This is a genomic window from Curtobacterium sp. L6-1, from assembly GCF_018885305.1.
Taxonomy (GTDB): Bacteria; Actinomycetota; Actinomycetes; order Actinomycetales; family Microbacteriaceae; genus Curtobacterium; species Curtobacterium aetherium.
This window is the reverse complement of sequence record NZ_CP076544.1, coordinates 1,842,196-1,856,139: the sequence shown is the minus strand read 5'-3', so window position 1 is coordinate 1,856,139 and position 13,944 is coordinate 1,842,196. Positions and strand designations below refer to the sequence as shown.

16 protein-coding genes are annotated in these 13,944 nt (G+C 71.0%); 9 read left to right on the top strand and 7 right to left on the bottom strand.

Features of this window, described 5'->3' with window-relative positions; translation table 11 throughout:
* Positions 1-21: 21 nt before the first annotated feature.
* The 4 genes from KM842_RS08440 (at position 22) to KM842_RS08425 (ending at position 3,198) form a co-directional block, all read left to right on the top strand.
* The gene (locus KM842_RS08440) at positions 22-261 is read left to right on the top strand and encodes a methyltransferase (protein ID WP_253206051.1); all 240 of its coding nucleotides are present in this window, start codon (positions 22-24) and stop codon (positions 259-261) included.
* Positions 262-388: 127 nt separating this feature from the next.
* Positions 389-970: a single-stranded DNA-binding protein gene (locus KM842_RS08435; RefSeq protein WP_216257507.1), complete on the top strand. Its 582-nt coding sequence runs from the start codon at positions 389-391 to the stop codon at positions 968-970.
* Positions 971-1,023: 53 nt separating this feature from the next.
* Positions 1,024-2,709, top strand: a complete 1,686-nt coding sequence (gene ettA, locus KM842_RS08430) for an energy-dependent translational throttle protein EttA (protein WP_216257506.1) — start codon at positions 1,024-1,026, stop codon at positions 2,707-2,709.
* Positions 2,710-2,715: 6 nt separating this feature from the next.
* Entirely contained in the window at positions 2,716-3,198 is a 483-nt protein-coding gene (locus KM842_RS08425) for an acyl-CoA thioesterase (protein WP_253206050.1), read from the top strand.
* A 167-nt stretch (positions 3,199-3,365) separates the two neighbouring features.
* On the opposite strand, the gene KM842_RS08420 is transcribed toward KM842_RS08425, so the two are convergent.
* The 3 genes from KM842_RS08420 to KM842_RS08410 all read right to left on the bottom strand — a co-directional run bounded on the left by KM842_RS08420 (position 3,366) and on the right by KM842_RS08410 (position 5,157).
* Entirely contained in the window at positions 3,366-4,226 is an 861-nt protein-coding gene (locus tag KM842_RS08420) for an acyl-CoA thioesterase (RefSeq protein WP_216257505.1), read from the bottom strand.
* 4 nt (positions 4,227-4,230) lie between these two features.
* On the bottom strand, positions 4,231-4,548 hold the full coding sequence (locus tag KM842_RS08415) for a hypothetical protein (RefSeq protein ID WP_216257504.1): 318 nt from the start codon (positions 4,546-4,548) through the stop codon (positions 4,231-4,233).
* 123 nt (positions 4,549-4,671) lie between these two features.
* Positions 4,672-5,157, bottom strand: a complete 486-nt coding sequence (locus tag KM842_RS08410; RefSeq protein WP_216257503.1) for an Hsp20/alpha crystallin family protein — start codon at positions 5,155-5,157, stop codon at positions 4,672-4,674.
* Positions 5,158-5,319: 162 nt separating this feature from the next.
* Here KM842_RS08410 and KM842_RS08405 point away from each other — a divergent pair, with 162 nt between their 5' ends.
* Entirely contained in the window at positions 5,320-6,021 is a 702-nt protein-coding gene (locus KM842_RS08405; RefSeq protein ID WP_216257502.1) for a DUF8185 domain-containing protein, read from the top strand.
* A 53-nt stretch (positions 6,022-6,074) separates the two neighbouring features.
* Positions 6,075-6,917, top strand: a complete 843-nt coding sequence (locus KM842_RS08400; RefSeq protein ID WP_253206049.1) for an NAD-dependent epimerase/dehydratase family protein — start codon at positions 6,075-6,077, stop codon at positions 6,915-6,917.
* Positions 6,918-6,974: 57 nt separating this feature from the next.
* Here the strand turns inward: KM842_RS08400 and KM842_RS08395 are convergent, their stop codons facing one another.
* The 3 genes from KM842_RS08395 to pepN all read right to left on the bottom strand — a co-directional run bounded on the left by KM842_RS08395 (position 6,975) and on the right by pepN (position 11,223).
* Positions 6,975-7,400, bottom strand: coding sequence for a globin (locus KM842_RS08395; protein WP_216262233.1), 426 nt, complete (start codon positions 7,398-7,400; stop codon positions 6,975-6,977).
* A 95-nt stretch (positions 7,401-7,495) separates the two neighbouring features.
* Positions 7,496-8,566, bottom strand: coding sequence for a mechanosensitive ion channel family protein (locus KM842_RS08390; RefSeq protein ID WP_253206048.1), 1,071 nt, complete (start codon positions 8,564-8,566; stop codon positions 7,496-7,498).
* 77 nt (positions 8,567-8,643) lie between these two features.
* Complete coding sequence (pepN, locus tag KM842_RS08385; protein WP_216257499.1) at positions 8,644-11,223, bottom strand: aminopeptidase N; 2,580 nt, start codon at positions 11,221-11,223, stop codon at positions 8,644-8,646.
* 115 nt (positions 11,224-11,338) lie between these two features.
* Here pepN and KM842_RS08380 point away from each other — a divergent pair, with 115 nt between their 5' ends.
* Entirely contained in the window at positions 11,339-11,998 is a 660-nt protein-coding gene (locus KM842_RS08380) for a mycothiol-dependent nitroreductase Rv2466c family protein (protein ID WP_301183829.1), read from the top strand.
* Positions 11,999-12,110: 112 nt separating this feature from the next.
* On the opposite strand, the gene KM842_RS08375 is transcribed toward KM842_RS08380, so the two are convergent.
* Positions 12,111-12,629, bottom strand: a complete 519-nt coding sequence (locus KM842_RS08375) for a GNAT family N-acetyltransferase (protein WP_216257494.1) — start codon at positions 12,627-12,629, stop codon at positions 12,111-12,113.
* On the opposite strand from KM842_RS08375, the gene KM842_RS08370 reads away from it, so the two are divergent.
* The gene (locus KM842_RS08370) at positions 12,628-13,305 is read left to right on the top strand and encodes an XRE family transcriptional regulator (RefSeq protein ID WP_216257492.1); all 678 of its coding nucleotides are present in this window, start codon (positions 12,628-12,630) and stop codon (positions 13,303-13,305) included. The two genes, KM842_RS08375 and KM842_RS08370, sit on opposite strands and share 2 nt — an antisense overlap.
* A 138-nt stretch (positions 13,306-13,443) precedes the next feature.
* Positions 13,444-13,932 carry a ribose-5-phosphate isomerase gene (locus KM842_RS08365; protein ID WP_216257490.1) on the top strand — a complete coding sequence of 163 codons (489 nt, stop codon included), beginning with the start codon at positions 13,444-13,446 and terminating at the stop codon, positions 13,930-13,932.
* The last annotated feature ends 12 nt before the right edge of the window (positions 13,933-13,944 follow it).

The window sequence follows — 13,944 nt, the reverse complement described above, 5'->3', positions numbered from 1 at the left end:
CCACGAGGAGGTGGTCGCACGATGACGAACGACACGATGACGAACGACACGATGACGAACGACACGACGACGGGGACCTGGGTCGCCGTCGGGCCGGCCGGCGCGGTGGGGACGATCCACCGGACCGCGGACGGGTTCGCGGTCGAGCTCTACGGACGCCGCGGGCCGGGTGGTACCTACCCGACGCTGCAGTCGGCGAAGGGCGCCGTCCACAAGGCCATGGGGCCGCTCGCGGAGCGCCCGGAGTTCCGCGCCCACTGACGCGCTCCGCGGCGTCGGTCGGGAGGCCCGGATCACCTTCCCTGCACAGGGAGCGTGAGCCGGGCCTCCTGTCCACAGCTCGGGAGAACCGGGCTCCGGCGGCGCGACGCGGACCGACGATCGAGCCATGAACGACACGATCACGGTCTGCGGCATCGTCGCCACCGAACCCCGCCACCTCGTCACCGAGACGGGCATCGCCATCACCAGCCTCCGCCTCGCCTCGCCGTCCCGCCGCTGGGACCGCCAGACGTCCGCGTGGACGAACGGCCCGACCAACTGGTACACCGTCACGGCCTTCCGGTCGCTGGCCACGAACGTCAACCGTTCCCTCAGCAAGGGCGACCGGGTGGTCGTCACCGGGCGGGTGCGCATCCGGACGTGGGAGCGGGACGGACGTGGCGGCACCAGCGTGGAGATCGACGCCGAGGGCATGGGCCACGACCTGGCCTGGGGCATCAGCAACTGGATGCGGCTGTCGCGGCACGTGGCCGAGGCGACCACGGCGCCGGGCTCGTCGCCGCGCATCGACCACGAGACCGGCGAGGTCCACGACGACGTCCCGGACGCGGCGCACCCACCGGTCGACGCGGCCCCCGACGACGTCCACCCGGACGAGCAGCCCGACCACGACGACGGGCTCGTCGCCGCGCTGGACGAGCCGCCGCACGGGCACCCCGACGGCGGATCGGGGCTCGATGCGGCCTGATCTCGACGTCCTCGCCCACGGGCGGGCGGTTGCGTCACTACACTTGGAGCGATATGGCTGAGTACATCTACCAGATGGTCCGCGCCCGCAAGGCGGTCGGTGACAAGCTGATCCTCGACGACGTCACGATGTCGTTCCTGCCCGGCGCGAAGATCGGCGTCGTCGGCCCGAACGGTGCCGGCAAGTCGACGATCCTGAAGATCATGGCGGGGCTCGACCAGCCCTCCAACGGCGAAGCGAAGCTCACCCCTGGCTTCACCGTCGGCATCCTCATGCAGGAGCCCGAACTCGACGAGTCGAAGACGGTGCTCGAGAACGTGCAGGAAGGTGTCGGTGCGATCCACGGCAAGCTGACCCGCTTCAACGAGATCTCCGCCCTCATGGCCGAGCCGGACGCCGACTTCGACGCCCTGCTCGCCGAGATGGGCACGCTGCAGGAAGAGATCGACGCCGCCGACGCGTGGGACCTCGACTCGCAGCTCGAGCAGGCGATGGCCGCGCTGCAGTGCCCCCCGGGGGACGAGCTCGTCACGCACCTCTCCGGTGGTGAGAAGCGTCGCGTCGCCCTCTGCAAGCTCCTGCTCCAGAAGCCCGATCTGCTCCTCCTCGACGAGCCCACGAACCACCTGGACGCCGAGAGCGTGCAGTGGCTCGAGCAGCACCTGCAGCAGTACCACGGCGCCGTCCTCGCCGTGACCCACGACCGGTACTTCCTCGACCACGTCGCCCAGTGGATCGCCGAGGTCGACCGCGGTCGTCTCTACCCGTACGAGGGCAACTACTCGACCTACCTCGAGAAGAAGCGCGCTCGTCTCGAGGTCCAGGGCAAGAAGGACGCCAAGCTCGCCAAGCGCCTGTCGTCCGAGCTCGACTGGGTCCGCAGCAACGCGAAGGGGCGCCAGGCGAAGTCCAAGGCGCGTCTGGCCCGCTACGAGGAGATGGTCAACGAGGCCGAGCGCACGCGGAAGCTCGACTTCGAGGAGATCGTCATCCCCGTCGGCCCGCGTCTCGGGTCGCAGGTCATCGACGCCGAGAAGCTGCACAAGCAGTTCGGCGAGCGCGTCATCATCGGCGACCTGTCCTTCACGCTGCCCCGCAACGGCATCGTCGGCGTCATCGGCCCGAACGGCGTCGGCAAGACCACGCTGTTCAAGACGATCGTCGGCCTCGAGCCGCTCGACGGTGGCGTGCTGAAGATCGGCGACACGGTCGACATCTCGTACGTCGACCAGAGCCGTGGCGGCATCGACCCGAACAAGAACCTGTGGGAGGTCGTGTCCGACGGGCTCGACTACATCCAGGTCGGCAAGACCGAGATCCCGTCCCGCGCCTACGTGTCGCAGTTCGGCTTCAAGGGACCGGACCAGCAGAAGCGCGCCGGCATCCTGTCCGGTGGTGAGCGCAACCGTCTGAACCTGGCGCTGACGCTCAAGCAGGGCGGCAACCTGCTGCTCCTCGACGAACCGACGAACGACCTGGACGTCGAGACGCTGGGCAGCCTCGAGAACGCACTGCTCGAGTACCCCGGTTGCGCCGTGGTCATCACCCACGACCGGTGGTTCCTCGACCGCATCGCGACGCACATCCTCGCCTGGGAAGGCCTGAACGAGGACGGCACGCCGAACTGGTACTGGTTCGAGGGCAACTTCGAGTCCTACGAGGAGAACAAGGTCGAGCGCCTCGGTGCCGACGCGGCCAAGCCCGGTCGCGCCACGTACCGCAAGCTCACCCGGGACTAGACAACCGTGGCGAGACTGCACGCGCCGGTCCGCATCCGCTGGAGTGACATCGACGCCTACGGGCACGTGAACAACTCGGCGATGCTCCGGCTGCTCGAAGAAGCACGCGTGCTGGCGTTCTGGGCGCCGGACCCCGACGAGGTGGACGAGTCGGGGTCCGCGCCGGAGCCGGTGATCGACGGACGCCCGGGCTCCGGGACGATGACGGTCATCGCTGCGCAGCGCCTCGAGTACCTCGCGTCGACGCCGTACTTCCGCCGACCGCTCGACATCCAGCTGTGGATCGGGCGGATCGGTGGGGCGAGCATCGACGTCTCGTACGAGGTGTGGTCGCCGGTCGGACACGAGCCGGCCGAGCTGTACACCCGGGCGACGACGACGCTGGTGATGGTCGACGCCGAGACCAACCGTCCGCGACGGCTGACGGACGTGGAACGCGCGGCGTGCCAGACCTACGTCGAGCCGCCGGTCACGTTCTCCCGACCCTGATCGGGTCGCACCGGTCCGGGTGATCGCCGTACCGAGGTCGGTGGTGCGCCGAGGCCGGCAGCGCACCGTGGTCCGTGGTCCGTGGTCCGTGGTCCGTGGTCCGTGGTGCGCGGTGCGCTGAGGCTGGCGGCGCACCGCGGTTGCGCGGGGTTCCGCCGTCCGTGTCCTCAGGCGGTGGGGACGCGCATCATCCCCTCCTGGGCGACCGTGGCGAGCAACCGACCGTCGCGGGAGAACATCCGTCCCAGTGCGAGGCCCCGACCACCCTGTGCGCTCGGTGACTCCTGCGCGTACAGCACCCAGTCGTCGGCTCGCCCGTCGCGGTGCCACCACATCGCGTGGTCGAGGCTCGCGAGCTTGACGCCCGGCGTTCCCCAGGCCATCCCGTGCCGGCGCATGATCGGCTCGAGGAGCGACAGGTCGCTCGCGTAGGCCAGGACCGCGCGGTGCAGTGCGGGATCGTCCGGCATGTCCGCGTCGACCCGGAACCACACCGCCTGGTGCGCCACCTGGGCGCCCTGCACGTCGAAGTACACCGGGCCCTCGACGTGGCGCATGTCGATCGACCGCTCCGCCCACGCCTGCGCCGTCGGGTGGTCGATGGTCGCGAGGACTGACGCCGCGGACGGCAGCGACTCCGGGTCCGGGACGTCGTCGGGGAAGGGGTCCTGGTGCTCGGCGCCGACGTCCGGGGTCTGGAACGACGCGATCATCGAGAAGATCGGCACCCCGTTCTGGTACGCCTGCGCCCGCCGGGTCGCGAACGAGCGGCCGTCGTGGATGCGCTCGACGCCGAACGTGATCGGTACGTCGGTCGCGCCGGGGCGGAGGAAGTAGCCGTGCACGGAGTGGATCGCGCGCCCCTCGATGGTCGACTGCGCCGCGACGATGCACTGCGCCAGGACCTGGCCGCCGAACACGCGACCGCCGGGGGACCAGTGACTCGCCCCGGTGAGGATCGTCTCGCGGGTGCTCGCTCCGGTGTCCTCGAGTCGCAGGGTGGAGAGGAAGTCGGGTTCGCGGTTCACGCCGTCAGTCTACGAACGGGTCCTGGCGTTCCGGCGCTCCGACCAGGTCCTGGCGCTCCGATGCTCCGACGAGGTCCAGGACCGTGGGCGACGTACGGAGCAGGCTCCAGAGCGCGACCGCGGTGATCGCCCCGGCGGTGCTCGCGACCCACGGTGCGAGCGGGTGCGCCCAGAGGCCGGGCGCGAGCATCCAGACGAACTGGTTCGCGACGACGGAGCCCCCGAGGCCGAGCAGCAGGGCGAGCCGGGGACGGAGGCTGGGGCCGGCGAGCAGGCCGGCGACGACGGCGACGGACAGCAGGGCGTTGAGCAGGTGGGGCATCGACGAGATCCGAGCGGGCACGAAGCGGGAAGGGGACGGGGCGCGGCAGGCACGGCGGACCGGACGGGGGACGGCGGACCGACCCCGTCGAGGGTCGGCCCGCCGTCACCAGTGCCGTCCGACTCAGGCGCCGGGGGCCGCCTGCTCGACGGCGAGCGGCTGGGCGCCCTGGCCGCCGCGGTCCGCACCGCTGCCTCCGTCGGCCCTGCTGCTCGTGCTGATCGCGATCTTGCGCGGCTTCGACGACTCCTGCACGGGGATCGTGACGCTCAGCACACCGTTGTCGTAGTGCGCGGCGATCCGCTCCACGTCGAGCCCGTCGCCGAGGGTGAGCTGCCGGACGAAGGTCCCCGGCTGACGTTCCCGGGTGAGCCACTGCACGCCGTCCGGAGCACCGAGGGTGCGTTCCGCGCGGATGGTGAGGACCGAGCCGTCGACGTCCACGTCGACCGAGCCCGGGTCGACGCCCGGCAGGTCGACGTCCATCACGTAGTGGTCGCCCGCGCGGTACAGGTCCATCGGCATCGAGCGCGGACCGGTCGTGGCTCCGCCGAGGAGGGAACCGGCGAGACGGTCGAGCTCGCGGAACGGATCGAAGGTCATGGCCATCTGACATCAACTCCTTCACGATGTGGGTCGTGTTGAGTCCTTCCGACTCAACTGCGTCATGTTCTAGCACTCGAACCCGGAGAGTGCCAAAAACGGGCTCGGAGATCGCCGAGAACGGGGCCAGGGAGTGCGCGGACGGTCGCGGCTAGGATCGGTGACGACATGAGCAGCTCGTTCACCCTTCCCGACGCCGCATCACTCGGTGACCTCCGCACCTACCTCGGGCGGGCCGCTCGGATCGAGGACGGCTCGGTGCGCCTCATCGCCGACTCCGGCGTGCTGGCGGTCTACACGGCGATCCTCTACCCGCTCGGACTGCTCGACGAACTGCCGACGGTGCTCGGGTTGCGGACCTTCGCGCTCACCCAGCCGGAGGAGATCGACGTCGTGGTGCCGCTCCGGTCGTTCCAGGAACGGCTCCGGCTCCTCGCCGAGGCCCAGGACGCCGAGCAGGCCCACAGCGCCGACCCGACCCGTGCCACACCGATCGAGGTCGAGCTGCCCCTCGAGGTCCACACCGTCACCTGGGCAGCGATCTCCCCGCCCCGTGGCGGCTGGGCGCCGCAGCCCGACGTGTCCGCCGAGCTCCTGCACCGCGCCGCTCGGCAGGGCATCGACGAAGTCGCCGCCTCCGTGCCGACCAGCTCGGGGGAGTCCATCGTCCGCCGCGTGCGCTCCGAGGTCTGGGGCCGTCCGATCCCGGGCGTGGAGCACCTACCGGCCGGGGCGGGCTTCGCAGCCGAGAGCCTCGGCTTCCTCGGCACCGAACCGGTGCGGCTGTTCGAGACCGGCCCGTGGAGCCGCCTGACGACCTCCCGTGGGCACGTCCTGGTCAAGCGTCGGGCCTGGACTCTGAGCTCGTAGGGCTCCGACAGCGTCTCCGGACGATGCGCAGCGGGACGTGTAAGGCTCGTGTCGTGCACGTCTTCCTCACCGGCGCGTCCGGCTACATCGGTTCCGCAGTCCTCGACGCCCTCGTGGCCCACGGCCACCGGGTCACCGCCCTCGTCCGTTCCGACGACAAGGCCGAGCGTGTCCGACGGTCGGGAGGGGAGGCGGTGGTCGGCGACGCGACGGACGGTCGCCTCGTCGCCCGCCTGGCACGCGAGGCCGACGGCGTCGTCCACACCGCGTCGGCGCAGGACGTCGACCAGGGTCTGATCGACGCGGTGCTCGACGCGCTCGGTGGCACAGACCGGCCCTTCGTGCACACCGGGGGCATCTTCACGTTCGGTGCCGCCGCGGACATCACCGAGGACTCGCCGGTCGCCCCGCCAGCCCTCACCGCCTGGCGTGCGCCGAACGAGGACCGTGTGAGGACCAGCGCCGTCCGCACCACCGTCGTCGCGCCGGGCATCGTGTACGGCCGTGGTGCCGGCATCCCGACGATGTTCCTCGGCGACGAGACCGCGCCGGTCCGGACGGTCGGCGACGGGACCCAGCGGTGGACCACCGTGCACGTCGACGACCTCGCGGAGCTCTACGTCCTCGCCCTCGAACGCGCCGACCAGGACGGCTACGTGGTGGCCGCGACGGGTGAGGCCCCGACGGTCCGCGACCTCGCCGAAGCCGGGGCCGCGGGCAGCCCGGTCGTCACCGAGTCGGTCGACGAGTCCCGCGACCGCCTCGGTGCGGCGTTCGCCGACGCGCTGCTCCTCGACCAGGTGGCCGCCGGATCCCACGCCCGCTCCCACTACGGATGGCAACCGTCACGTCCGTCACTCGTCGAGCACCTCCGGTCCGAGGCCGCCGGGCGCTGACGACCCCGGGCCGCTCGTCCGTCCAGCGGACCGGGGTCCGACCACCCCGCGGTGGTGTCAGTCGAACGAGTTCGTCATGGCGTGGGCGGCCCGGTCGAGGTAGCCCCAGAGCTCGGCCTCGTCGAGTGGTGCGAGCCCGAGCGACTCGACCGCGTCCTGCATGTGCTGCAGCCAGTGCTCGCGGGCCTCGGGCGTGATGCGGAAGGGGTTGTGGCGCATCCGCAGCCGGGGGTGGCCACGCTGCTCGCTGTACGTCGACGGCCCGCCCCAGTACTGCTGGAGGAACTGCGAGAGGCGCCAGATCGCACCCTCCAGGTCGTCCGCCGGGTACATCGGCCAGATGACCTCGTCCTGCTGGACGCCCTCGTAGAAGCGCCGGACGAGCCGGTCGAACGTCGGGGCACCGCCGACCCGGTCGAACAGGGAGCCCGATGCGGCCGCACCGCCGAGCCCCACCCGGAGCGTGACGGGCTGCCCCGGCATGCCGAGCTGGCCGGGCTGACCCTGGCCGGAGCCGGAGCCGGAGCCGGAGCCGGAGCCGGAGCCGGCAGCTGGACCCAGGGGGAGCGTCGATCCAGTCACGGGGAGTCCTCGCCGTCGGTGGTGGTGTCCTCGCCGGTCCGGATCGACTTGCCGAGGATGGTCTTCCGCGCACGGCGGGGCTTCGTCGGCGCCGGTACCGGAGCGGTCCGCACCGGGCGGAGGCCGTTCACCGAGGTGGCGTTCTCCCACCCCTCGGGCATGATCATCGCCATCGCGGGCAGGGTCACGCCGAGTTCGTCCACGCTGTGCTTCAGGCGGATGCGGAGTTCCCGCCCGACGACGTCGAGCTCGGACGCCCGGGTCTTCACGACGAGGCGGAAGACCATGCCCGTGTCGGTGATCGACTGCAGGCCCCAGATCTCCGGCTTCTCGACGATGCGCTGCCGCCACCGCGACTCCTGCGACATCGCCACGGCGGCGCCGATCAGGGCGTCCTGCACGGCGTCGATGTCGGTGTCGTAGGGGACCGTGATGTCGACGAGGACACGCGACCATCCCTGCGAGAGGTTGCCGACGCGCAGGATCTGCCCGTTCGGGACGAACCAGAGGATGCCGTTGACGTCGCGGATCTGCATGACCCGCAGACCGACGTTCTCGACCACGCCGGTCGCCTGCCCGGTGTCGACGACGTCGCCGACGCCGGCCTGGTCCTCGAGGATCATGAAGATGCCGGACAGGATGTCGCGAACGATGCTCTGCGCACCGACCGCCAGACCGGCCGCGACGACCGAGGCGCCACCGACGATGCCGACGGCGGCCGTGGGGAAGACGGTCGAGATGATGATGGCGAAGGCGATCACCGCGACGACGACCGTCGCCAGGTTCTCGAGCACGCTGCCGAGCGTGCGGGTGCGCTGCACGACCCGGGCGGTCTGCAGCGGCGACGCCACGAGCGCCTGGGTGTCGGCGGCCCCCTGGCGCTTCTTCACGCCGTTGACGATGCGGTCGACGACCTGCTTGATCATCCGGCGGAGGAGCAGTCGGATGATGACCGCCGCGAGCAGGACGACGACGATGGTGATCGGGACGTGCCAGGTGTCGACGAACTGGGTGAAGGTGTTCGACGCCCACTTGGAGACGTCGGTGGTGTCTGCAGCCAAGAGCATGATCCGGACGATGCTAAGCGGCGAGGCCTCGGCGTCCCTGGAGGAACGCCGAGGCCTCGCCGCTGCTCACATCAGGCTCAGACGTCCGCCGCCTGGACGCGGAGTGCCCGCTCGGTGCCCGCGAGGTTCTCGGTCACGATGCGGCGCAGCGCCGGCGTCTCGGGGTGCGCGTCGAGCCAGGCCCGAGCGGCGTCCCGCAGCTCGGTCGAGGCCAGCGGCGCCGGGTAGAGGCCCGTCACCACCGTGTCGGCGATGTGGTAGCTGCGCTCGTCCCAGATGCGCGTGATGACGTCGAAGTACCGCTGCACGAGGCCCTCGAGCACCACCGGCGCGTTGACGTGCTGGAACCCGACCGTCGTCTGGCGGACGATCGCGTTCGGCGCGTCGTCGCTGTCGACGAGCGACGAGAACGCCGCGAGCTTGCCCTCGGCGGTCGGGATCGTCGCCCGTGCGCGGGCAGCGGCCTGCGCGCCGGAGGCGGTCCGGTCGGCGGCGAGCTCGGCGTCGATCTCGTCGTTGCCGGCAGCGCCCGCGAGCACGAGGCCCTCGAGGAGCTCCCAGCGCAGGTCGGTGTCGACCTCGAGGCCCTGCAGCGTGACCGAGCCGTCGCGCAGGCCCTGGAGCGTCGCCACGTGCTCGGGCGTCGAGGGGATCTGTGCGAAGAACTTCACGAACTGGAACTGCGCGTCGGAGCCGGACTCCGCCGACGAGGCCAGCTGCCACAGGGTGTCGCCGACGGTGCGGACGGTGCCGTCGGTCTTCGCCGGGGCCACGTAGTTCCGCGCCGCCAGCAGCAGCTGCGACAGCGTGGTGCGGATCGTCGTCGACTCGGTCTCGGTCGCGATGTTGCCGAGCACCAGGGTGACGTAGTCGCTGGCGGGCGACTCGGCGTCACGCGTGGCGTCCCAGACGGCACCCCACACGATCGACCGGGCGAGCGGGTCCGCGATCGCCGCGAGGTGCTCGATCGCCGTGCGGCGCGAGTGCTCGTCGAGACGGATCTTGGCGTACGCCAGGTCGTCGTCGTTGAGGAGCACGAGGTCGCCGCGGTGGATGCCGACCAGCTCGGGGACCTCGGTGCGGGCACCGTCGACGTCGATCTCGACGCGGTGCACGCGCTCGAGCTTGCCGCCGGAGTACGCGGTGTCGGCGCCGAACGGTGCCGACGAGTCGTTGGTGAAGCCGTACACGCCGATCGCCAGACGGTGCGGGCGCAGCGTCGGGTAGTCCGACGGGGCTTCCTGCAGGACGGCGAACGAGGTGATGACGCCGTCGGCGTCGGTCTCGATATCCGGGCGCAGGGTGTTCACGCCCGCGGTCTCGAGCCAGAGCTTCGACCACTCGGACAGGTCGCGGCCGCTGGTGGCCTCGAGCTCGACGAGCAGGTCCTTGAGCTCGGTGTTCGAGTGGTGGTGCTTCTTGAAGTACGCCGAGACGCCGGCGAAGAACGCGTCGATGCCGACCCACGCCACGAGCTGCTTGAGGACGGAGCCGCCCTTCGCGTACGTGATGCCGTCGAAGTTGACCTGGACGTCCTCGAGGTCGTTGATCGTCGCGACGATCGGGTGCGTCGAGGGGAGCTGGTCCTGGCGGTAGGCCCAGGACTTCTCCATCGCCTGGAACGTCGTCCACGCGCCGGTCCACTCGGTGGCCTCGGCCGTGGCGATCGTCGACGCCCACTCGGCGAACGACTCGTTCAGCCACAGGTCGTTCCACCACTTCATGGTGACGAGGTCGCCGAACCACATGTGCGCGAGCTCGTGCAGGATCGTGACGACCCGGCGCTCCTTGATGGCGTCCGTGACCTTCGACCGGAACACGTAGGTCTCGGTGAAGGTGACCGCGCCCGCGTTCTCCATCGCGCCGGCGTTGAACTCCGGCACGAAGAGCTGGTCGTACTTCTCGAACGGGTAGGCGACGTCGAACTTCTCCTCGAAGTACGCGAAGCCCTTGCGGGTGGTCTCGAACACGTAGTCGGGGTCGAGGTACTCGGCCAGCGACTTCCGCGCGAAGACGCCGAGCGGGATGGTGCGGCCGTCGCGGCTGGTGAGCTCGCTGCGCACGACCTCGTACGGGCCGGCGATGAGCGCCGTGATGTAGCTCGAGATGCGCGCGGTCGGCGGGAAGGTCCACGTGGCGTGGTCGCCGTCGACGTGCGGCTCGGGCGTCGGGGCGTTCGAGACGACCTGCCAGCGGGCCGGTGCGGTCACCGTGAAGGAGAACTCGGCCTTGAGGTCGGGCTGTTCGAACACGGCGAACATGCGGCGGCTGTCCGGCACCTCGAACTGGGAGTACAGGTAGACCTCGTCGTCGACGGGGTCGACGAAGCGGTGCAGGCCTTCGCCGGTGTTCGTGTACAGCGCGTCGGCGACGACGACGAGCTCGTTCTGTTCCTGCAGGTCGGCGAGCTGGATGCGGACTCCGTCGTTGACCGCGTCGACGTCGAGCGGGACGCCGTTCAGCGTCACCGCGTGCACGGCCTTCGTGATGGCGTCGATGAACGTGCTGGCGCCGGGGGTGGCGGTGAAGCGCACGCGGGTGGTGCTGCCGAAGCTCTCGGCGCCGCGGGTCAGGTCGAGTTCGACGTCGTACGTCTGGACGCTGACGATGCCGGCACGTTCCTGGGCTTCGATTCTGGTGAGGTTCTCTCCGGGCACGGACGCTCCATCTTCGCTGCGGACGCGGACGATCGATGTCCGCGTGTCGGTGGTCCCACCCGGCGTCGTGCACCGGTGGGACGGCTCGGGGACCAGCCTAGCGAGCGGGCGTACGCTGCGATCCGTGACCGACACGACTGTGGAGAAGACCCCTGCGACCCGGACCGCTGTGGAGTTCTGGTTCGACCCGACCTGTCCGTGGGCTTGGATGACGAGCCGCTGGGTGGGTGAGGTCGAGCAGCACCGCGACCTCGACGTCACCTGGCACGTGATGAGCCTGTTCGTGCTGAACGAGCACAACGAGGACATGCCCGCCGCCTACAAGGAGGCCTCCGAGCGCAACCAGGTGTACTCACGCCTGGTGACGGCCGCGCGGCTCCGCCGCGGGCAGGAGGTCGTGAAGCCGCTCTACGACGCGCTCGGCGAGCAGATCCACCACCGCCAGCAGCAGGACCCGCAGCAGGTCGTGCCCGCCGTGCTCGACCAGCTCGGCCTCGAGGCCGACCTCGCCGACGCCGCCTGGACCGACGAGGTCGACGCCGCGATGCGCGAGAGCCACCGCGACGGCATCGAGCGCGTCGGCCAGGACGTCGGCACCCCCGTCATCGCCGTGGACGGGGTCGCCTTCTTCGGCCCGGTCATCTCGCCGGCGCCGAAGGGCCAGCAGGCGCTCGACCTCTGGGACGGCGTCGTCGCCGCGGCCCGCTACCCGGGCTTCTTCGAGCTCAAGCGCTCCCGCACGACCGGCCCGGTCTTCGACACCGTCGAGGACTGACCTCATCGGTTGACCGTCCGCGCCCCGGTGCGAACGCCGCGCCCCGTTCCGACGGGGCGCGGCGTTCGTGCAGGGGCGCGACGCGCGCCGTGCCGGCCGGGAGGCGCGGTGCTCAGGCCAGCGGCAACCGCATCAGCGTCAGGTCGAGCCAGCGGCCGAACTTCCGGCCGACCTCGGGCACGACGGCGACCGTCGTGAAGCCGAGGCGCTCGTGCAGCGCGATCGACCCGGTGTTCGTGCTGCAGATGCCCGCGACCATGACGTGCCGGCCCTCGTCGGTGGCACGCGTGACCAGGGCGCGCATGAGCGTCGAGGCGACACCGCGTCCGCGGAGGGCCTCGACGACGTAGACGCTGTGCTCCACAGTGTGGCGGTACCCCTGGTGCGGGCGCCACTGCGAGTAGGTGGCGTACCCGGCGACGACGCCGTCGACCACGGCGACCAGGACCGGCCAGCCGTCGCCCTGTCGTTCGGCGAGCCAGCTGTCGAACCAGGAGCGGGGGTGTGGCTCCTCCTGCCAGATCGCGGTGGAGTGCAGCACGGCGTCGACGTGCAGCGCGTGCACGACGTCGAGGTCGGCCGGGGTGCAGTCGCGGATGCCGACGGCTCCTGTCGCATATGCTGTCGCCATGTCTCACATCGTAGACGAGCAGGAGCGCCCGGACGCAACCGAGCAGGACGAGCGTGCCGCCGTGCCGTCCGACGGAGCGCTCGAGGGCCCGGACGACGCCGACCAGCGGCGGCTCGGGGAACGCCTGCAGCGCCTCCGTACCGAGCGGCGGTGGAGCCTCACCGAACTCGCCGCGGAGTCCGGCGTCTCCCGCGCGATGATCAACCGGGTCGAGCGGGGCGTCTCGAGCCCGACCGCCACGATCCTCGGCCGACTGTCCGGGGCGTTCGGCCTGACCGTGTCCCAGCTCCTCGACGAGGCCCTCGAGCCCGAGGTGCCCCGCACGAGCGACCCCGACGAGGCGCGCGGCGTCCGGCGCGCCGCCTCCGCCGACTCGTGGACCGATCCCGAGACCGGGTATCGCCGCCGACCGCTGTCGAGCGCGGACTTCCCGGCGGACGTCACCGAGGTGCGCCTGCCCGGCGGTCGCGAGGTCGCCTACCCCGCGAGTGCCTACGCGTTCCTGCGGCACTGCATCTGGGTGGTCGACGGCTCGCTCGAGCTGCAGGTCGGCGAGACCACCACGCGGCTGGGCGCGGGGGACCGCATCGAGCTCGGCGAGCCCGCCGACGTCGTCTACCGCAATCCCGCGGACGAGCCGTGCCGGTACGTCGTGGTCGTGGTCCGCCAGCGCTGACGGGAGGCCCGCCCCACCCCCGGCACACCGGTCCGGCCCGCGCACCGCCCCACCCCCGGCACACCGGTCCGGCCCGCGCGCCGCCCCGCCCCGGCGCACCGGTCCGGCCCGACACGGGTGCAGGAATAGGATCGGTCCATGCGCATCCACCTCGGAACGGACCACGCCGGCCTCGAGTTCTCCCAGACCCTCGCAACGCACCTGACCGGAGCCGGGCACGAGGTCGTGGACCACGGACCGACCGCGTACGAGCCGCTCGACGACTACCCCTCGTTCTGCATCAACGCCGCGCACGCCGTCGTGCAGGACCAGCGCGCGGGCGTCCAGGCCCTCGGTGTCGTCTTCGGCGGCTCGGGCAACGGCGAGCAGATCGCGGCGAACAAGGTCGAGGGCATCCGGGCCGCGCTGGTGTGGAACGAGTCGACCGCCGTCCTCGCCCGCCAGCACAACGACGCCAACGTCATCTCGATCGGCGCCCGCCAGCACACCGAGGAAGAGGCCATCCGCTTCGTCGACCTCTTCGTCGCCGAGCCGTTCTCGGGCGAGGAGCGTCACGCCCGTCGCATCGCGCAGCTGGCTGAGTACGAGACGACGGGGCACATCGCCGGTCGGCAGATCGACGAGTAGTCCGGGTAGACA

What these genes read in the sequence shown, in the direction of transcription:
- KM842_RS08440 (WP_253206051.1), top strand. Translation starts at nt 22, where the DNA reads ATGACGAACGACACGATGACGAACGACACGATGACGAACGACACGACG.
- KM842_RS08435 (WP_216257507.1), top strand. Translation starts at nt 389, where the DNA reads ATGAACGACACGATCACGGTCTGCGGCATCGTCGCCACCGAACCCCGC.
- ettA (WP_216257506.1), top strand. Translation starts at nt 1,024, where the DNA reads ATGGCTGAGTACATCTACCAGATGGTCCGCGCCCGCAAGGCGGTCGGT.
- KM842_RS08415 (WP_216257504.1), bottom strand. Translation starts at nt 4,548, where the DNA reads ATGCCCCACCTGCTCAACGCCCTGCTGTCCGTCGCCGTCGTCGCCGGC.
- KM842_RS08410 (WP_216257503.1), bottom strand. Translation starts at nt 5,157, where the DNA reads ATGGCCATGACCTTCGATCCGTTCCGCGAGCTCGACCGTCTCGCCGGT.
- KM842_RS08405 (WP_216257502.1), top strand. Translation starts at nt 5,320, where the DNA reads ATGAGCAGCTCGTTCACCCTTCCCGACGCCGCATCACTCGGTGACCTC.
- KM842_RS08395 (WP_216262233.1), bottom strand. Translation starts at nt 7,400, where the DNA reads ATGCCGGGGCAGCCCGTCACGCTCCGGGTGGGGCTCGGCGGTGCGGCC.
- KM842_RS08390 (WP_253206048.1), bottom strand. Translation starts at nt 8,566, where the DNA reads ATGCTCTTGGCTGCAGACACCACCGACGTCTCCAAGTGGGCGTCGAAC.
- KM842_RS08370 (WP_216257492.1), top strand. Translation starts at nt 12,628, where the DNA reads ATGTCTCACATCGTAGACGAGCAGGAGCGCCCGGACGCAACCGAGCAG.
- KM842_RS08375 (WP_216257494.1), bottom strand. Translation starts at nt 12,629, where the DNA reads ATGGCGACAGCATATGCGACAGGAGCCGTCGGCATCCGCGACTGCACC.
- KM842_RS08365 (WP_216257490.1), top strand. Translation starts at nt 13,444, where the DNA reads ATGCGCATCCACCTCGGAACGGACCACGCCGGCCTCGAGTTCTCCCAG.